Raw genomic sequence first — 18,935 nt, forward strand, 5'->3', positions numbered from 1 at the left:
GTTCCGCTCATGAGTGCACCGCGTGCGGCCCGCGTCGGCCTGGCGATCGGCGCCGTGATGGCGGCCCTTGGCGCCTTCCTCGCGCTCCGGCTCCTGGCCTTCGGCGCCGCGCCCGTCACCGGCCAGTCATGGCTGGACATCGCGTTCGCGTTCTTCTTCGTGGCGCGCGGTGCCCTGCAGTTCCGCCGCTGGCGACAGGCAACGGAGCGCTAGCCGCCGCGCCCCTCACTCCGCGACGTAGCGCCATGGCGCGCGCACGTCGTCGCGCCGCCAGATGGTGAAGAACGGGATGTGCAGGTCCTGGATGCCTGCCCCGCCGGCACTCGGCCGGCGAATCGTGATGAACCCGATGGAGACACCGAGGTCGCCGCTCGGGGCGACGCGCACCTCATCCGGTCCCCAGGTGATGGACGTCCCTGGGGCGATCCCCGCCTGTACGCTCGCGCCGATGGCCGCGGGACCAACGATGAACTCGGCGCCGTTCCCGACGTTGGCGGCGTTGGGGTCGCCGTAGTCGGTGAATGCCTTGCCGATGGCGGGCCCGCCGCGCGCGTCGCGCGAGAACGCACGTTCGGTCTCCGCGAGCTCCTCGAGGTGGCGCCGATGGGCGGCCGAGTCGGAGGCCGCAGCAACGAGGCGCGGGGGGAGGACGGGGGGAAGCTCCGACCGCGAGACCAGCCCCGGCGCCCGCCCGACGCGCCGGTAGACGCGGACGCGCCACGCCCCGTCCTCGCGCTCCCAGTACGCCACGTACTTTCCCGGTACGGTCGTCCCATCCCGGCGCGTCAGCGTCGTGTAGCCGTAGGTGAAGCCGTGCGTCCCGTCACCCGAGACGCCGGCGCGGATGGGAGTCCACGCCAGCCGGGCACCCGCGTTGCTGCTGTCGGCGCGCAGCGCGGCGAGCGCGGCATCGCGTCCCCGCGCGAACGACGCACTGCCGCGAACCGGGACCACGACGTCGCGCGCGAACATGCGCCCCAGGGCCGCGACCACGTCGTCCTGCGCCGACGCGGCCGCGAAGGCCCGGTCGGCCGAGAGCAGCTCCCGCGCGACGTCGGCCGGCGATCGCTGGGACATCGGGTTGTAGCTGGCGGCACACAGCGCCGCGACGTACGTGAGGGAACGCAGCACGGAATGACCTGTCGGTTCGGTCGAGGTGAAAGAGCGTGTCGTAGCGGCCGGTGGCGACGATTCCGCAAGAGACGACGAGCGCCTGGAGGAAGGAAGGTGCGGCCTCCGCCATGATCCGCGCCGGCCAGCCCCGACGCCAGCGATACGCGGTGGACGGCGGACCGGTTTCGTTCCGCGTCCCGGGCGGCGCCCGCTCCCGCGACCTTCGCTCCCGGCGCGATCCGGTGGCCGCGGCCGGTGCGCCCCTGACGCGCGGCGGCCCGGGAGGTAGACTCGGGGGGCGTGCCGGCACCCCGGGCACGCCCCCTTTCCGCCCGTTCCGCCGCATGCGCACACGCCCATTCACCCCGCGGCATGTCGCCGCCGCGCCGCCCGCCGCGCCGGTGGCCGTGTTGGCGGCCGTGTTGGCGGCCGTCTCGACAGCGGTACTGGCCACGCCGTTGCAGCTGGCAGCAGCACCGGCCGACAGCAGCACCGTCTTCGTCCGCGTCAACCAGCTCGGCTACGCTCCCGACGCGCCCAAGGTCGCCGTGGCCTGCGCCCTCGGGCACCAGTCGCTGGCGACGTTCGAGCTGCGAGACGCAGGCGATGCCGTGATCCTGCGCGGCAAGGCGCGCGCCGCGCCCACCTTCGCCTCGTGCGCGCGCACGTGGCGGCTCGACTTCTCCGCGGTGCGGGTGCCCGGGACCTACCGCCTCGTGGCGGAGTCGTTGCCTCCGGTCGTGGTGCACGTCACGCGCGACCGCTACCGCCACGCCGCCGACTCGCTCCTCGCGTACATGCGGCAGCAGCGCTCCGGCTACAACCCCCTCTTCCACGCCAACGTCCACCAGCACGACGGGATCGTCGTGGGAGAGTCGCCGCGAGCGGGGACGTTCATCCCGGTCAGCGGGGGGTGGGCCGACGCCTCGGACTACCTGCAGTACGTCACCACGTCGGCCAATGCGACGTTCGTGATGCTGATGGCGTTTCGCGACCATCCGCGGGCCTTCGGTGACGCCTTCTCCGGGCGCGGCGACCCCGGCGCGAATGGCGTCGCCGACATCCTCGACGAGGCGCGCCACGGGCTGGCGTGGCTCCTCAGGATGTTCCCGGCGGACACCGAGATGTACAACCAGCTGGGCGACGATCGCGACCACGTCTACAGCGATCTCCCGACCACCGACAGCTCGGACTACGGGTGGGGAAAGGGACGGGAACGCCCCGTCTACCCCTGCACCGGCCGGCCGCAGGGGCTCCTCCGGTACCAGAACCGCTCCACCGGCTACGCGTCGACCGCCGGCAAGTACGCCGCCGCGTTCGCGTTAGGCGCCCAGCTCCTGCGCGCGTCCGACCCGGCGCTCGCCGACACGCTCGCGCGCAAGGCGCGCGCGGCCTACGCCCTGGGAGTGAAGTACCCGGGCACGTGCCAGACCGCCCCGGGAAGCGCCCCCTATTTCTACGAAGAGGACAATTGGGTCGACGACATGGAGCTCGGCGCCGCCCAGCTGCATGCGCTCACCCGCGACCCGCGCTACCTGCGCGACGCCCTCGCCTACGCCAGGGAGGAACCGGTCACGCCGTGGATGGGCGCCGACACCGCGCGCCACTACCAGTGGTACCCGTGGCACAACAACGCGCACCACGAGGTGTGGCGCCTCGGGTCGCGGCGCGACCGACGGCTGATGGCCGCCTACTACCGCCGCGGCCTCGAGGGCGTGGCACGGCGCGCCCGCGCGAACGGCTTCCGCGTCGGCGTCCCGTTCATCTGGTGCTCCAACAACCTCATGGCCTCCTTCGCCACGCAAGCCTACCTGTATCGGCAGATGACGGGCGACACCCGCTATCGCGAGTTCGAGCAGGCGGCCATCGACTGGCTCTTCGGAACCAACCCATGGGGGACGTCGATGGTGGTCGGCGTTCCGGGCGACGGGCGCTTCGCGCGCGACCCGCACTCCGACGTGGCACGCCAGCTCGGCGTACGACTCACGGGCGGCCTCCTCGACGGACCGGTATATCGCTCCATCTACCAGAACCTGATCGGCATACGGCTGCTCGAGGCGGACGAATACGCCCCGTTCAATACGGGATTCATCGTCTACCACGACGACTACGGGGATTACTCCACCAATGAACCGATCATGGATGGGACGGCGAACCTGACGTACCTGCTGGGGGCGATCGCGACGGGGAACGGCCGATGAGCGGATGAGGTGGCAGCGATGCTGGTGAGCGGCGCGTTCGCCGTGCAGGGGACGAGATGGCTAACTTCTCTCCCTCCCTTCGCGCCAATTCCACCATGCGTCCCTGCCTCACGCTCCGCCACATCGTCCGCGTCTCCCTCATCGTCGCCGTTTTCGGCGCCCCGCTCGCCGCGAGCGGACAGGGGAGCGATTCCCTCCTCCGGCGTGAGGTGCGCATCCCGATGCGCGACGGTGTCTCCCTCCATGCGGTGATCGTCACGCCCGCCGCCCGCGCCGAGCCGCTCCCCATCATGCTCGTCCGCACGCCGTACGGCGTGAGCCAGAACATGCGCCCCGGCCCGATCCCGGTGCAGTACGCGGAGCTGGCGAAGGATGGGTACCTCTTCGTCTTCCAGGATGTGCGGGGGACGGGGAAGAGCGAGGGGAAGTTCATCATGAACGGGGCGCTGCACGACGAGAAGCGTGACCCGAACGGCGTCGACGAGGCGACGGATTCGTACGATACCATCGACTGGCTGGTGAAGAACCTCCCCGACAATAACGGCCGCGTCGGGGCCATGGGGGTCTCCTATCCGGGATGGCTGGCCGGGATCGCCGCGCGGAGCGGCCATCCCGCGCTGAAGGCGGTGTCGCCACAGGCACCGATGACCGACACCTGGATGGGCGACGACTTCTTCCACCAGGGGGCGTTCCGGCAGTCGTTCGGCGTGGAGTATGCCACCGCGATGGAGTGGTCGCGCAGCGTGCCGAGCCCGTTGCGGATCACGCGCTATGACCGCTACGACTGGTACCTCCAGTTCCCGACGCTCAAGGAGCTCGGCGAGAAGAACGGCATCGACACCCTGCCGTCGTGGCGCGGCTTCAAGGCGCACCCGGCCTGGGATGGCTACTGGCAGGCCAAGGCGATGCAGAAGGTGTGGACCGTGCCTAACGTGGCGGTGCTCAACGTCGGGGGCTACTGGGACCAGGAGGACGTCCTGGGGCCGCAGGAGGCGTATCGCACGCTGGAGCGGCAGGATGCGCGTCACTGGAACCACATCGTTCTCGGTCCCTGGTTCCACGGCGGATGGGCCGGCCGCATGACGGACAGCTTCGGCCCCATGCAGCTCGGCTCCGACGTGGGGCTGTACTATCGCGCCAACATCGAGCGCCCCTGGTTCTTCAACTGGCTGCACGGGGACGGGAGCGCGACGTTCGCCGAAGCGTACGTGTACGAGGTGGGGAGCAATCGCTGGCGCACCTTCGACGCCTGGCCGCCGCGCGAGGCCAGGCCGGCCCGCCTGTACCTGCATGACGACGGCAAGCTCTCGTTCGAGCCGCCGAAGACGTCCGGGCGCACGTCGTACACCAGCGACCCGAAGCGCCCCATCCCCTACATCGCGCGCCCGGTGGACGGGACGCGCTGGCGCCAGTGGCTCGTGGAGGACCAGCGTTTCGTGCACAATCGTCCCGACGTCGTGAGCTGGGAGAGCGAGCCGCTCGATGCCGACGTGACGATTGCCGGCGACGTCACGGCCAGGCTCTTCGCCAGCACCACCGGGACCGACGCCGATTGGGTCGTGAAGCTCATCGACGTCTACCCGGACTCGGTGGCCCGTGACCCCAGGCTGGGGGGCTACCAGCTCATGGTCGCGGCCGACATCATGCGCGGCCGCTACCACAAGGGATTCAGCACCGCCACCCCCATCACGGCGAACGTCGTCACCCCGTTCACCATCGACCTGCACCAGCAGGCGTACCGGTTCCTCAAGGGGCACCGGATCATGGTGCAGGTGCAAAGCACCTGGTTCCCGCTGTACGACCGGAACCCCCAGACCTTCGTCCCGAACATCTTCGAGGCGAGCGCGCGCGACTTCCGCCCCCGGGTCCATACCATCCACCATGGTCCCCGCACGCCCAGCCACATCGCCGTCGGCGTGCTCCCCTCATGAGCCCGCCGACCATGACGTCCGCAACGCCGCACGCCCCGCGCAAGCCGGAGCGCACCTTCAGCTACGCCATGCGCCTCCTCGGCCGCGCGGTGCGCCTGCGCTGTCCCAACTGCGGCCAGTCGCCCGTCCTCGCCTCGTGGGGGAAGGTGAACACCCGGTGCGCCACCTGTCACTTCCGCTTCGAGCGGAGCAGGGACAGCTACTTCACGGGGGCGATGTTCTTCAACCTCATCACCGCCGAGTTCCTGTTCGCGGTGGGCTTCGCGTCGGCGATCATCCTCAGCTGGCCCAGCATCGACTGGGACGTGATCACCTACGGCGCCGTCATCGGGATGGCACTGACGCCGATCGTCCTCTACCCCTTCTCGAAGGTCCTGTACCTCACCGTCGACGTCTTCATGCGGCCGATACGCCCCGAGGAGTGCGACCCCGCCAACACCAACTGGACCTGGCTCGGCGTCTAGCCTTCGTCGCGCCGCCCGTCACCCATCCCACAACGAGCGGAAGACGCGCATCGCGTTGCCGCCCAGGATGGCGGTGACCTGCGCATCGGTGTAGCCGCGGCGGATCAGCCCCTCCACCAGGTCGAAGGTACGCCTCGGGTGGTCGAGCCCCTTCACCGTCAGGAGCAACTCCCCGCTGGCGTCTCGGTGCAGGCGGTAGCGCTCGAAGTTGGGGGTCGCCGGGTTCCCGGCCCCGGGGCCATTCACCGGGTTCGGGTTTCCCACCACGTCCATGTCGCTGCCGACCGCCAGGTGCTCGATGCCCACCAGCTTCCGGACGTGGTCGAAGTGGTCGAGCGCGTGCTCCACGGACACCGGCTCGGTGGGGGAGACCATCATCCGCAGGAAGGGGATCCCCATCACCCCGCCCGTCCTCGCCATCCGGGAGATCATCTCGTCGGTCTTGCAGCGCGGGTGGTCGGGCATCAGCACGCGGGCACTGGCGTGCGAGAAGACGACGGGGCGCCTGGCCATGTCGAGCGTGTCGAGCGTGGTCCGGTCGGCGCAATGCGAGACGTCGACCGCCATCCCCACCTTCTCCATGCGCTCGACGATCGACTTCCCGAACACCGTGAGCCCGCCGTCGCGCTCCTCCAGGAAGCCGCTCCCGATGCGGTTCTGGTAGTTGTACGTGAGCTGGGACAGCCGCTGCCCTAACGAGAAGAACTGGTCGACGTCATCGGGCGACCGGAAGTGGTCGGAGTTCTGGAAGGTGATCATGATCCCCACCTTCCCCGCCCTCTTCACCGCCTCGAAATCGCGCGCGTCATCCACCCGCGCGAACCACTCCGGATACTCGGCGATGAACCCGTTCCACTCGGCGAAGAAGCGGATTCCGTCGGCGTAGTCGCGCGGCGAGTGGCCCAGGCACAGCACCGTGTACCCCGACGTGCGATACACCTCCCAGTCGGCCGGCGTCATGCTGCGCGGCTTGCTCAGCCACAGCTGGGACCTGGGCGGCTTCTCGGCGAAGTCCGCGAAACGGAACTGGTTGAGGAGGTCGATGACGACCGATTCCTGCACCAGGCGGATGGCGCGCGCCGAATACGGCTGCGGCGAATCGGGGAAGATGGCGTAGCGCCCGCGCAGGACGGCCGGGGCAAGCGCGACGGAGGCCGCCAGTCGCTGAATGGCCTGGCGGCGGGACAACGCATCGGGCGTCGGGGGCATGCGGCGGCTCGGGACGATGGACGGGCGAATATGGTGCCGCGCACGCCCCGACGTCAGGCGGTTCCGAGGATCGCCTCCGCCTGGCGGTGCCCCTGCCACGTCACCGCTTGTTCATCGTCGTGATCAGGATCGCCCCCGCCTCGTGCCCCGGGCCGAGGAGCTGTACCGCCCGGTTCTGGTCCAGGTACTTCATCTCCACGACCCGCGACAGCTGCACGGTGCGCAATTGCTCCAGGTTGGGCTGCCGCACTTCGTCGATGTAGAGGATCGCCTCCCTTGCCGTCGCCTCCCGATCACCGAGACCGTCGAGCATGCCCGCAGTGGCGTTGCGTCCCATGGGCGGACGGAGCCAGTTGGGGCGCAGGCGTTGGATCGCTTCCTGCGCGGTGGTGAGCCCGCTCCCGCCCTCGTCGAGATCGGTCCGGGTGATGAGGGAACGGTCCCCCCGCTTCTGGGCAAGGGCGGCACCGCTGGTCAGGACGAGCAGGAGGAGCGTGCGAAGGAAGAGCCGGCGCATCGATCGCCTCGACGGAGCAGGAGGGAAACAACATTCCGGCGGCTCGGCATGACTGTCAATGACGTGGAGCGCACGGCGACGCGCGCCCCGAGGTGGCCGCTCCCGCCTGCATTCGTGCGTTGCGCGCGCACCGGACGGAATGCAATCGGGGGAGCCGTTCGGCTCCCCCTTGCATGCATCCTGGCGACCTGATCGCTAGAAGTCGCAGTGCCCTGGGCCGATCAGGCCTTCATTGTAGTCGCCCAGCCGCTCCGCGAGCAGGTTCCAGGCCGCACTCTTGATGAAGTACGAGCCCGCGGGTTGTCCTGCGAAGAGCGCTTCTGCCTGTGCGATGTACGCGTTGACCGCGGGATCGCCGAGGACGTTGACGTTCAGCTTGGCGGCGATGTACTGGTGCGCCAGCTTCAGGTAGCTGTTCCCCCCTGCGGGCGGCATGTCGAAGATCTCGGCATACGTCACCCCCGAGTTGAAGAACAGCTGCCCCGTCCACACGACCATCTCGCCATTCGTGTCCCAGAGCTCCTGGTGATTCTTCCAGAATCCCTGCGTATACGTGCAGGCGGGAGTCTCTGGCGGCGTGTACGTGTTGAAGTAGGTGATCTGCACGCCGAAATCGTTGCTCGCGTGCACACCGGTGATCGTCCGCGCCGTCAGGTTGACGACCGGGATGTCCACCGTCCCCGGGAATCCGGTCCCGTAGTCGATGTTGATGCCGGTCAGCGCCCAGTCGGGCGGCAACGCATGCTCGGTGACATCGATATGCACGCGCACCGAGCTCACCGTATCGAGGTGAACGGCCATCACGCACCCGCCGGCCGGGACGGTCACCGTCCCGTTCACGAGCGGCGCGCCGAGGTAGGTCGAGACCGACCAGTCGAGGTCGAACGACGTCCCCGTGGTGTTGGCGTCCTTGCAGATCCACACTTCGCCCTGGAACGACCGCCAGTCACCGAGATCCGGGCCGCCGGTCACCGCGAGCGCTGGCACACTGGTGCCCACTCGCGCTGCCAATGGCGCGGTGGGATCGTCCACGCAGGCGCCCACGATGGTGGCAAACGCCACCGCGCCCGCGATTCGGAAGAGTCGATTGGTAGACATATGACGTCTCCTTCCAAGTGCTGCTGTTCAGGCCGCCCTCGAGGAGGGGCGGTTTCGTGGAGAGACGTTGGGACATTCTCGTGGAGTCCGGTATCCGGGCAGGTCCGATTCGTCGTGCTGCGAATGCCACTGGCGCGAACGGGGCGGATCACAGGTCGGGACCGGCAGGCGCTTTCCTCTGGCGCATGGCGGGCGGCGACGGTACGATCGATGTACCCCCTAGCGGAGGACAACGCGATGGCGACGGTTCAGGACCTGCTCGACCGGAAGGGGACCGACGTGCATGCGATCGGTCCCGATGCCTCGGTCATCGACGCCGCGCAACTCATGAACCAGCACGGTGTGGGGGGGCTCCTGGTGCTGGGCGGGGAGGGGGAGATCCTCGGCATCTTCACGGAGCGCGACATCCTGCGCCGGGTGGTGGCGGCCGGGCTCGATGCGACGCGGATCAAGGTGGGCGACGTGGCCACACCGGAGGTGATCACCTGCCTGCCGGCGACGTCGCTCGACGAATGCGCGGCCATCATGTCGTCGCGGCGGGTCCGCCACCTCCCGGTGGTCAGCGCCGCGGGCCTTCACGGCCTGGTGACGAGTGGCGACGTGCTCGCGCACCGGGTCGCGGAGTCGGAGGCGACCATCGAGTACATGAACAGCTACATGTTCGACATTCGTTAGGCGCCCGGTGCCGGTCGGGCGCGCGGCCCGCGCGCAGTCCGTGCGTCGCCCGCGCGTCGCCCGCGCGTCGCCCGCGCGCGGCCGGGGGATGCCTAACGCCGGCCGCCCGTCGCGCGCCGCAGGCTCGCGACGAGGGCGTCGGGATCCGGAACGCTCAGCAGCACGCTGTAGCCCCGGGTAGTGGGGACGTAGGCGACCCGCGTCAGGTCGGTGACGTACAGCAGCGCCTTCTCGCCGTTGCGCAGGCGGAACCACCCGGACCGGTACCCGGGCACCGCGGTCCCGAGCGTCCGCCACTTCGGCGCGAGCGCCGTGTCGACCCGGAGGTTCACCGCGCGCGCCTCGTCGACGCGCAGGGCGGACGCGGGGACCAGGCGCCCGTACAGGTCGCCACGGAGCCGCAACCCCTCGCTCGAGACCTCGAAGCGTGAGGCGCGTGCGCCATGAGCCGACGCGCCAAGGAGCGCGAACACCCCCACCAGGATGAGCAGGAGCGGGAGCCCCACGCCCAGCAGGCGGAGTTGTGCGGGGATGATGGGAAAGGTCTCGGTCATGGACGCGCCCTGTTCGCGGTGCCGCAAGATGCCATGCGCACCTGGCCCTCGCCACGGGAGCGCCGGCACGCGGGCCGCGCTCACTCCTCCAGCCGCATCGACAACCCGAAGATCGGGAAGAGCGTCTGCGTGTCGAGGAAGTAGTTCATGTGCCCGATGCGGTCGCCGTCCAGCTCGAGGACGATGAGCGACCACGGCTCCTTTCCGCCTTGCCGGTACTGGGCGAACGCCGGCGCGCCATTGGCCGCCGTGGCGACCAGGCGCGACCCGCGACAGCCGCACCCTCGCCCCGCCAGCCAGTTCGCGACCGACTCGCGTCCTTGCAGCCAGAGCGCGAACGGCGGCATGCACATCGTCCCGTCCTCGCGCAGCAGCTGCACCAGCGCCTGCACGTCGTAGCGCTCGAACGCCTCGACGTATCGAGCCACCAGCGCCCGCTGCTCCTCGGTGAGGCGGCCCGGGACCGGTGCCACGTTGCGCCCGGCGAGCGTCGCCCGCGCGCGCTGCAGGGCGCTGTTCACTGCTGGAGGCGTCGTGTCGAGCGCCTCCGCCACTTCGGCCGCCGACCACCCCAGCACCTGCGTGAGGAGGAGGACCGCGCGCTGCTTCGGCGGCAGGTGCTGCAGCGCCGCGACGAAGGCCAGGCGGATGCTCTCGCGCAGTACGGCCTCCTCCGCAGGGTCGCTATCGGCGGGGATCGCCCTGGCGTCGGGGATCGGCTCGAGCCAGTGCGTGCGCGGGCGGTCGACGAGCTCGTCGTCGACCGTGCCCACGCCCTGCTCGTCCATGGGACGCATGCGTCGCGGGCGATCGGCCAGCGCGTCGAGGCACACGTTGGTCGCGATGCGATACAGCCAGGTGCGCAGCGACGACCGCCCGTCGAAGCGCCCGAGTCCCTTCCACGCCCGAAACATCGTCTCCTGCACCGCATCGTCGGCATCGACCACCGAACCGAGCATGCGGTAGCAGTGCCCCGTGATGGCGGTGCGATGCGCCTCGAGGGCGTCGGCGGTGAAGGGGGAGGCGGTGGACGTCATGCGCTCCGTCCGGGGAATGAGGGTCGCCTGGGCGTGCCTAACGCTGTGGTGGCGTGCGCCGCGCCGTGGGGCAGCGTGGCCACGGCACGTCGGTCCCGTCTGGCGCCTTCATGACGCGCTTGTCGCGCGCCACCCGCCCCGGGTCCTCCGACGCCTGGTACGCCAGCATCGCCGCCAGCGTCGCATTGTTCCTGAGGTCGTCCAGGATCAGCTTGTCGTACGTGTCGCGATTGGTGTGCCACGTGTACTGCCGGTAGTCAGGATAGTTCGACTGCAGGCGGAACGACGGTGCCCCCGCGCACAGGAACGACATGTGGTCGCTCCCCCCGGTCTCGGGGACGCCGGGGATGTCGAGGTCGACGAGCGACTCGATCTCGGCCGGGATGGCGCTGAACCAGCGTCCGAAGTGCTGCGCCGCCCCGGTGAGCCCCATCATGCGGATGTACTCCACGCGCCACGTCCCGTTGTCCTGGTTGAAGGCGGCCTGCAGCCCGTTCACCACTTCGGGATGGTCCTCGGCGAAGGCGCGCGAGCCGATGAGTCCCTGCTCCTCCGCCCCCCAGTGCCCCACCAGGATGGTGCGCTTGGGATTCGGATAGGCGGCCTTGAGCAGGCGCATCGCCTCCATCATCATCACCGTGCCGGTGCCGTTGTCCGTCGCCCCAGACGCTCCGTCCCACGAGTCGAGGTGCGCGCCAAGGAGCACATATTCGTCGGGCTTCTCCGTTCCCTTGAGCTCGGCGACGACGTTGAACATCGGCGCATCGGGAAGTGCCTCGGAGCGGGCATCGAGCCGCAGGCGGGGCCCCTGATTGCGACTGGCGAGACGATGCACCAGCCCGTAGTCCTCGCAGCTCAGGTCGAGCACGGGCGTGGTGCGCGTCGTGGCGCTGAAGACCTTGTTCACCCCCCAGCCGGCCGACCAGAGCGACGTGAGGATCCCCGCGGCGCCGGCGCCTTCGAGCAGTGCGTGGGGGGTCCGGCCAAGGCGCTGGGTCCGCTGGTTCCAGTAACGCTTGGACGAGTCGCGCGCCGCCTTCATCGCCTCCACCGACGCCGGTCGCGCCAGGCGCTCCCAGTTCTCGTCGGGGCGGCACGTCGGTTCCGGCGCCGAGACCAGGACGAACTTCCCCTTCACGCTCGGGAGCCAGCGACTCACCGCCGCGCTATCGGCGAGCTCGGGGATGACGATGACGTCGCCCTCGACCGGCCTGGTCGTCCCGGGGCTCCAGGCGAGCATCGTCCCCTCGAGCGTGCGCTCGCGCGGGGCGATGAGGTCGACGTGGGTGTAGCGACGTCGCCACCCGCGCCACGTGCCGTACTGCTCCTTGCGGGCCGGGACTCCCCATCCCGCATAGCGAGCCATGACCCAGTCCGTCGCCCCCAGGAATGCCGGTGACCCCGAGAGGCGCGGCCCGATGGAATCCATCAGCGCCTGCGCCAGGTCGGCCACACGGGACTTCGACGTCATCCCCTCATCCCAGATGCGGCGGATGACAGGGTCGTCGGTCGGGAAGGACTGCGCGCTGGCACTGGCGGCAACGACGACCAGCGCCAGCGAGGCCAGGCGAATCGGAAGTCGGTTCACGGCGGGCTCCGGGATGGCGATCGGGGATTGGAGAAGGACAATGCTATAGCGTGCGCGCCGTTCTGGTCAGGTGATGCGACCGAGGGCATCGCCGCCCCCTCCCGGGTGCGGTCGCGGGCCTACCGCACGCTTCCGCGCTCCAGCAGCGCCAGCATCTCCTCATCGGACGGGGGATGGAGGACGTGGCGGTCGGCGAAGTCGCCGGCCCGCGGGTAGGCGCTCGCGCGGATGCGGGCTGCCGCAGCGTCGAGGTCGAAGGGCGTGTGGCGAAATTCCACCGTCTCGTCCAGCAGGAGCCACCACGCCCCGGGTGCCCCGAACGGCATCCCGACGCTCCCCGCGTTGACGACACGCGTGGCGCCGAGGGTGCGGTCGAATTGCATGTGCGTGTGGCCGCAGACGACGAGCGACGCCGCCGCGGCGTCGAAGATGGGGAGGAGCGACCGGTCGGGGGTGAGGCGGGTGAAGATCTCGGTATCGCTGCGCGGAGTGGCGTGACAGAACAGGACGTCCCCGAGCAGCGGCAGCGCGAGGCGGAGCGTTGGGGGCCAGGAAGCAATGAGCTCCCGGTCGGTAGGGCGCAGCTGCGCGGCGGTCCAGGCAATGCTGTCACGAACGTTGGGCGGCAGGTGTGGCAGTGCCTCGCCGGCGAGGTGCGCGAGCACGGCGCTCTCGCCGTTGCCGCGAATGCAGCGGACGGGGAGGTCGAGCGATGCGATGAGGTCGAGTGATTCGCGCGGGAGGGGACCGGGGACCACGTCGCCGCCGATCACGACGAGCTCCGCCCTCGACGCGCGGGCGACGCTCAGGGCCGCCTCGAGGGCGCTGGCATTGGCGTGGATGTCGTAGAGGGCGGCGATGCGCATGGCGAGTCACCGGGCGGCCTCGTCTTTCGAGCCCTGCCGGTATGGCGTAGAATCGTCTCCATGACCCCGCCAGCTTGCACCCCGAAGCCACGGCGCGCAATGCGCCGGCGGCTCGCCGCCATCGCCCCCCTCCTGCTGCTGGCCGGTGCGAGCGCCGCCCAGGCGCCTAACGACCGCCCCATCCGCGGCTTCTCGGCGGCGGGGGCGGCGCGGCAGCTTGCCCTCGAGGCGCGCCTCGCGTCGCTGCTCAGCCGCGACTCCACGGGGCGTGCCTTCCGCGAGTTCACCGCTGTCCCGCACCCCGCCGGGACCATCGCCAACCGCAAGGTGGCTGAGGCCATCGCCGAGCGGATGCGCCGCTATGGATGGGAGGTGCGCATCCGCTCGTACGACGTCCTCCTCCCGTTCCCCGAGAGCATTTCGGTGTCGATGGAGCAGCCGGTCCGCTACACGGCGACGCTCCGGGAAGACGTCGTACCCGTCGATCCCGACACGCGCGCGGACCCCGGCACGACGTACCTGGGGATGTCGGCGTCGGGTGACGTGAGCGGCGAGTTGATCTACGCCAACAGCGGGAATCCCGCCGACTACGACTGGCTGGAGTCGCACGGCATCAGCGTGAAGGGGAAGATCGCACTCGTGCGCTACTCCAATCCGTACAGCTACCGCGGCTTCAAGGCGCTCACCGCCGAGCAGCGGGGGGTGAAGGCGATGCTGATCTACTCGGACCCGCAGGAGGACGGGTACCGTCGCGGCCTGACCTTTCCCGATGGACCGTGGGGACCCGAGAGTCACCTCCAGCGCGGCTCCATCACGTACGACTTCATGGCCTCTGGCGACCCGCTCACGCCGGGGTGGGCCTCGCTCCCCGGGGCACGGCGCCTCCGCGAATCGGAGTCGCCGTCGGTGCCGCACATCATCGCCGTCCCGCTTTCGGCGCGCGATGCGACGCCGTTGTTGCGCAACCTCTCGGGTCCCGTCGCGCCGGCCGGCTGGCAGGGGGCGCTCCCCTTCACCTATCGCGTCGGCGCCGGGCCGGCCGTGGTGCGTGTGCACGTGAAGATGGATGGGAAGCAGCGCACCATCTACAACGTCGAGGCGCGCATCCGCGGAAGCGACGAGCCCGACAAGCTCGTCATCCTCGGCAACCATCACGATGCCTGGGTCTACGGGGCGGTCGATCCCAGCAGCGGGACGGCGACGCAGATGGAGCTGGCGCGCGTGATCGGCCAACTGGTCAGGGAAGGGCATCGCCCGCGCCGCACGCTGGTGATCGCCAGCTGGGATGCGGAGGAATGGCACCTGACGGGGTCGACGGAGTGGGGCGAGGAGCTGGCCGACGAGCTGCGGCGCGGCGCCATCGCCTACCTCAACGTGGACGGCTCCACCAGCGGCGCACGCTTCGAGGCATCGGCGGTGGCCAGCCTCAACCCGCTGGTCGTGGAGACGGCGCGCGACGTCACCGACCCCGTTGCGGGCACGTCGCTGCTCGAGGCGTGGAGCCGGGGGGCCAGGGAATCGGGGGCGCCGGTGCCGGCGGATTCGCTCCCCACCAACACGCTCGGGTCGGGCTCGGACTATACCGTCTTCCTCAACTTCCTCGGCATCCCGATCGTCGACATGACGTTCAGCGGGCCGTATGGCGTCTACCACTCCATCTACGACAACCACTACTGGATGGCGCACTTCGGCGACCCGGGGTTCCGGTACATGACGACGATGGCCGAGGTGTGGGGGCGCATGGCATTGCGCCTGGCGAACGCCGACGTCTTGCCGCTCGACTTCCGCTCGTACGCCACGCGTGTGCGCGGCTTCGTCGGCGGGCTCGCCGCCCTCCCCGGGGTCGCCGACAGCCTCGACCTCTCGGCGCTCCGCGCGGCGGCCGACGACTGGGCCGGCGCGGCGGCGGCGCTCGAGCCCCTGCAAGGGGAGGCGGCGGCGCGCGGAATGCCTAACGCCGCTCTGAACGAGTCGCTGCGCGTGGTCGAGCAGGCGCTCCTTCTCGACGGCGGGATCCCGGGACGCCCCTGGTTCCGGCACGCCCTGTACGCGCCGAAGTACACGTACGCCGCGCTCGAGCTCCCCGGCGTGCGTGAGGCGGTGGACCGGCAGGACTGGATCGTCGCGCGGCGCGAGGCGGCCCGGCTGGCGGAACGGCTGCGCGGCGCCGCCGACGTGGTGCGAAAGGCGGCGCAGGCGGCGCAGGCGGCGCACTGACGTGGGGCGCGGCCGGCGTTCGTGGCCGGCGATGCGCCGAATCGGGGACGGAGGCCGTGCGCCCGTCCCCGCCTCCCCCTGCCCCCTGCCCCCACCCGTCCCCTCCGGTTCGCTCCTAGCCGCCCACCGGGCGCGCCGCTATCGTGGCCGGGGCGCCGTTGCGCCCGACCGTCTCCCCTGCCACGCCGGCCATGAAGTACGCCATCCGGTTCCGCGCCGCCCTCGCGCTCGTCGCCCTCGCGAGCGTCACGCCCATCCACTCCGGCGCCGCCCAGCAACGCGCGCGCGCGAACGCGCAGCCGCGAGCCAATGCCCCCGAGCGGGCCGCGGCCGACTTCTCCGTCGTCGAGGCGAGCATCGCCGACCTCCGGCGCGCGCTCGAGGAGCGGCGCATCACCTCGCGGCAGCTGGTCACCGCGTACCTCACGCGGATCGCGCTCTACGAGGACCGGCTCAACGCGATCATCACGGTCAATCCCAACGCGCTGGCCGAGGCCGACGCGCGCGACCGTGAGCGCGCGCAGGGGAAGGTGCGCGGGCCGCTGCACGGGATCCCGGTCGCCCTGAAGGACAACATCCACACGACCGACATGCCGACGACCGGCGGCGCCCTCGCCTTCGCCGATCTCGTCCCCCCCTACGAGGCGACGCTCACCCGGAACCTCCGCGAGGCCGGCGTCATCATACTCGCCAAGACGCAGCTGACGGAGCTCGCCAACTGGATCGCCAGCGGGATGCCCGCCAACTACAACGGGCTCACCGGCTATGGCTTCAACCCCTGGGACCCGCGCCGCGACCCGCGCGAGGCCTTCTTCGACGGGCGCCCCGTCCTGATGACCGGCGGCTCGAGCTCGGGCGCGGGGACCAACGTCAGCTTCTGGGCGGCGAACGTCGGGACGGAGACGTCGGGATCGATCCTCTCCCCGTCGCACCAGAACATGCTGGTGGGGATCAAGCCCACCGTCGGGCGCATCAGCCGCCACGGCGTCATCCCCATCACCGCCGACCAGGATACCCCCGGCCCCATGGCCCGCACGGTGGCCGACGCGGCCGTCATGCTGGGCGCCATGGAGGGAGCACGGCCCGATCCCGACGACCCGGCGACGAAGGCCTGTCCCCCGCCGGCCGGGCGCGACTACACGCAGTTCCTGAACCCGCGCGGGCTGGCAGGCGCGCGCATCGGAATTCCACGCGCCTTCTTCTACGACCGCATCACCCTCCCCGGCAGCAGCAACGCGCGCGGCGGCCTCACCGACGCCCAGCGCGCGGTGATGGAGGAAGTCATCGCCGTCCTCGCGCGGCAGGGTGCCACCATCGTCGACCCGGCCGACATCCCGAGCGTCGTCGACACGGTCGCCAGCAACAACTTCCTGAACTGGAACGTCTGCGGCGGGCTCGAGGCCGCCAAGGGACGCGATGCCGACTGCTCCATCGCCTTCAAGTACGGGATGAAGCGCGACTTCAACGCCTGGCTCGCATCGCTCGGCGACAGGGCCCCGGTCCCGTCGCTCACCGCGCTCCGCCAATGGAACATCGCGCACCAGCGTGCCGGGGCCATCAAGTACGGCCAGGCCAACCTCGACGTCTCGGACGAGATGGAGCTGCAGGGCGACCGGGCGCGATACGAGGCCGATCGTCGCAAGGACATCCTCCTCTCGGCGACCAATGGGATCGACGCCGTCCTGAAGGCACACCGCCTCGACGCCCTCCTCTTTCCCGGGGTCAGCAGCGCGGGGATCGCGGCGCGCCCCGGGTATCCGTCGATCACCGTCCCCTACGCCCTCCTCCCCGTCCCGCCGGGAACCGGGAACCAGGCATTCCCCGCGGGCTTCGAACCCAGGCCCGCGCCCTTTGGCGTGACCTTCACGGCGTCGGCCTGCGCCGAACCGAAGCTGGTGGCGCTGGCCTATGCCTTCGAGCAGGCGACGAGGAAGCGGAAGGCGCCCCCGCTCTTTCCCTGACGCGGCGGCGAGGAGCGGGAGGGCGCAGGCCTGGGCCCCGCCCTTCGATGGCGCATTCCCGGACGGCTGGAGTAGGGTGTCGCCAATCGATGCCCCCTCGTCGTACGCCGGAACGAGGATCGTGAACGGCGCTGTCGGCGGGATCGCCGCGAGCGCGCGGCGCCTAGCGCGGTGCGTCCGCCCTTGCTTGCCGGGAGCGCCCTTTCGCCACCATGATTCCCGCGCGCGAGGCGGTGCGGGCCACACCCCGTGGCCGGTCGCCCCCCGCTCCGTGCACCATGGTCGCCATGCCCGCCTCGAACCGTCCCGCCGTCCGCCCGGCCGACCCGCGCTTCTCGTCCGGCCCCACCAAGAAGCGCCCCGGTTGGACGCTGCAGGCCCTCGACGGCGCGCTCCTCGGGCGTTCCCACCGCTCCAGATCCGGGAAGGCCAAGCTCAAGGAGGCGATCGATCGGACGCGAGCCATCCTCGAAGTCCCGGCCGGTCATCGCATCGCCATCGTCCCGGCCAGCGATACCGGCGCCGTCGAGATGGCGTTGTGGTCGATGCTGGGTCAGCGCCCCGTCGACATCTTCGCCTGGGAATCCTTCGGCGAGGAATGGATCACCGACGCCACCGAGCAGCTCAAGCTCGCCGACTGCCGCATCCATCTCGCACGTCCCTACGGCGCGCTCCCCGACTTCTCGCGGGCTCGGCGCGCAGCAGACGTCATCTTCACGCAGAACGGGACGACGGCCGGGGTGCGAATCCCGGGATTCGACTGGATCGCCGACGACCGCGAGGGGCTGACCATCAACGACGCCACGAGCGCCGCCTTCGCCCAGCGCATCGACTGGGAGAAATGCGACGTGGTGACCTTCTCCTGGCAGAAGGTGCTGGGCGGTGAGGGGGCGCACGGGATGCTCGTCCTTTCCCCGCGCGCTGCGGCGCGGCTGACCACGTACACCCCCGATCGTCCGCTGCCGAAGATCTTCCGGATGGTGAAGAAGGGAAGGCTCGACGAGGAGCTCTTCGAGGGGTCGACGATCAACACGCCGTCGCTCCTGGCCACCGAGGATTACCTCGACGCGCTGCGGTGGGCCGAGGCCATCGGCGGCCTCCCCGCGCTCCTCGCGCGCGCCGACGCCAACGCGCAGGTGCTGGCGGACTGGGTCGCCCGCACCCCCTGGGCCGACTTCCTCGCCGAGGATCCCGCCGCCAGGAGCAACACGAGTGTCTGCCTCAAGGTCACCGATCCGCGGGTGACGACCCTTGCCCCCGCCGCGCAGGCGGACTTCGCCAGGTCGCTCTCCTCGCTCCTGGAGCAGGAGGCGGTGGCGCTCGATGCCGCCTCATATCGCTCGGCGCCTCCGGGGCTTCGCATCTGGTGTGGCGCCACTATCGAGCGCCACGACGTCGAGGCGCTGGTGCCATGGCTCGACTGGGCATTCGAGCAGTCCATCGCCAGGCTGCGGTAGCACCCGCGATGTAGGTCCTGGCTGGCAGCGCCCGGAAGGTCAACGAC

General features: G+C 70.4%; 16 protein-coding genes. 8 read left to right on the forward strand and 8 right to left on the reverse strand.

Features of this window, described 5'->3' with window-relative positions:
* Positions 1 to 9: 9 nt before the first annotated feature.
* Entirely contained in the window at positions 10 to 213 is a 204-nt protein-coding gene (locus ABS52_00670; GenBank protein ID ODT05248.1) for a hypothetical protein, read from the forward strand.
* 12 nt (positions 214 to 225) lie between these two features.
* Here ABS52_00670 and ABS52_00675 read toward each other — a convergent pair whose 3' ends face one another.
* Positions 226 to 1,131 (reverse strand): hypothetical protein, encoded by a 906-nt coding sequence (locus ABS52_00675; protein ODT05249.1) that lies wholly within the window; start codon positions 1,129 to 1,131, stop codon positions 226 to 228.
* 440 nt (positions 1,132 to 1,571) lie between these two features.
* Here ABS52_00675 and ABS52_00680 point away from each other — a divergent pair, with 440 nt between their 5' ends.
* The 3 genes from ABS52_00680 (at position 1,572) to ABS52_00690 (ending at position 5,709) form a co-directional block, all read left to right on the forward strand.
* A complete protein-coding gene (locus tag ABS52_00680; protein ID ODT05404.1) occupies positions 1,572 to 3,314 on the forward strand; it encodes a hypothetical protein in 1,743 nt (580 codons plus the stop codon).
* A 95-nt stretch (positions 3,315 to 3,409) separates the two neighbouring features.
* On the forward strand, positions 3,410 to 5,245 hold the full coding sequence (locus ABS52_00685) for a hypothetical protein (GenBank protein ID ODT05250.1): 1,836 nt from the start codon (positions 3,410 to 3,412) through the stop codon (positions 5,243 to 5,245).
* Positions 5,242 to 5,709, forward strand: coding sequence for a hypothetical protein (locus ABS52_00690; protein ODT05251.1), 468 nt, complete (start codon positions 5,242 to 5,244; stop codon positions 5,707 to 5,709). The genes ABS52_00685 and ABS52_00690 overlap by 4 nt, the downstream gene beginning before the upstream one ends.
* Before the next feature lie 18 nt (positions 5,710 to 5,727).
* Here ABS52_00690 and ABS52_00695 read toward each other — a convergent pair whose 3' ends face one another.
* From ABS52_00695 to ABS52_00705, 3 genes are all read right to left on the reverse strand, one after another.
* Positions 5,728 to 6,897 carry a hypothetical protein gene (locus ABS52_00695; protein ID ODT05405.1) on the reverse strand — a complete coding sequence of 390 codons (1,170 nt, stop codon included), beginning with the start codon at positions 6,895 to 6,897 and terminating at the stop codon, positions 5,728 to 5,730.
* A 121-nt stretch (positions 6,898 to 7,018) separates the two neighbouring features.
* On the reverse strand, positions 7,019 to 7,435 hold the full coding sequence (locus ABS52_00700; protein ID ODT05252.1) for a hypothetical protein: 417 nt from the start codon (positions 7,433 to 7,435) through the stop codon (positions 7,019 to 7,021).
* 195 nt (positions 7,436 to 7,630) lie between these two features.
* Entirely contained in the window at positions 7,631 to 8,533 is a 903-nt protein-coding gene (locus ABS52_00705) for a hypothetical protein (GenBank protein ODT05253.1), read from the reverse strand.
* 237 nt (positions 8,534 to 8,770) lie between these two features.
* Here ABS52_00705 and ABS52_00710 point away from each other — a divergent pair, with 237 nt between their 5' ends.
* Positions 8,771 to 9,208 (forward strand): hypothetical protein, encoded by a 438-nt coding sequence (locus ABS52_00710; GenBank protein ODT05406.1) that lies wholly within the window; start codon positions 8,771 to 8,773, stop codon positions 9,206 to 9,208.
* A gap of 92 nt (positions 9,209 to 9,300) precedes the next feature.
* Here the strand turns inward: ABS52_00710 and ABS52_00715 are convergent, their stop codons facing one another.
* The 4 genes from ABS52_00715 to ABS52_00730 all read right to left on the reverse strand — a co-directional run bounded on the left by ABS52_00715 (position 9,301) and on the right by ABS52_00730 (position 13,253).
* Positions 9,301 to 9,762, reverse strand: a complete 462-nt coding sequence (locus ABS52_00715; GenBank protein ID ODT05407.1) for a hypothetical protein — start codon at positions 9,760 to 9,762, stop codon at positions 9,301 to 9,303.
* A gap of 80 nt (positions 9,763 to 9,842) precedes the next feature.
* Complete coding sequence (locus tag ABS52_00720; GenBank protein ODT05254.1) at positions 9,843 to 10,799, reverse strand: RNA polymerase subunit sigma-70; 957 nt, start codon at positions 10,797 to 10,799, stop codon at positions 9,843 to 9,845.
* Between the two features lie 37 nt (positions 10,800 to 10,836).
* Positions 10,837 to 12,387 carry a peptidase M28 gene (locus ABS52_00725; protein ODT05255.1) on the reverse strand — a complete coding sequence of 517 codons (1,551 nt, stop codon included), beginning with the start codon at positions 12,385 to 12,387 and terminating at the stop codon, positions 10,837 to 10,839.
* Positions 12,388 to 12,506: 119 nt separating this feature from the next.
* On the reverse strand, positions 12,507 to 13,253 hold the full coding sequence (locus ABS52_00730; GenBank protein ID ODT05256.1) for a hypothetical protein: 747 nt from the start codon (positions 13,251 to 13,253) through the stop codon (positions 12,507 to 12,509).
* A 99-nt stretch (positions 13,254 to 13,352) separates the two neighbouring features.
* Between ABS52_00730 and ABS52_00735 the strand changes: the two genes are divergently transcribed.
* The 3 genes from ABS52_00735 to ABS52_00745 all read left to right on the forward strand — a co-directional run bounded on the left by ABS52_00735 (position 13,353) and on the right by ABS52_00745 (position 18,888).
* Complete coding sequence (locus ABS52_00735) at positions 13,353 to 15,470, forward strand: hypothetical protein (protein ODT05257.1); 2,118 nt, start codon at positions 13,353 to 13,355, stop codon at positions 15,468 to 15,470.
* Positions 15,471 to 15,826: 356 nt separating this feature from the next.
* Positions 15,827 to 17,431, forward strand: coding sequence for a hypothetical protein (locus ABS52_00740; GenBank protein ODT05408.1), 1,605 nt, complete (start codon positions 15,827 to 15,829; stop codon positions 17,429 to 17,431).
* Between the two features lie 287 nt (positions 17,432 to 17,718).
* On the forward strand, positions 17,719 to 18,888 hold the full coding sequence (locus ABS52_00745; protein ID ODT05409.1) for a phosphoserine aminotransferase: 1,170 nt from the start codon (positions 17,719 to 17,721) through the stop codon (positions 18,886 to 18,888).
* Positions 18,889 to 18,935: the final 47 nt, after the last annotated feature.

The organism is Gemmatimonadetes bacterium SCN 70-22, from assembly GCA_001724275.1.
In the GTDB taxonomy this organism is placed as follows: domain Bacteria; phylum Gemmatimonadota; class Gemmatimonadetes; order Gemmatimonadales; family Gemmatimonadaceae; genus SCN-70-22.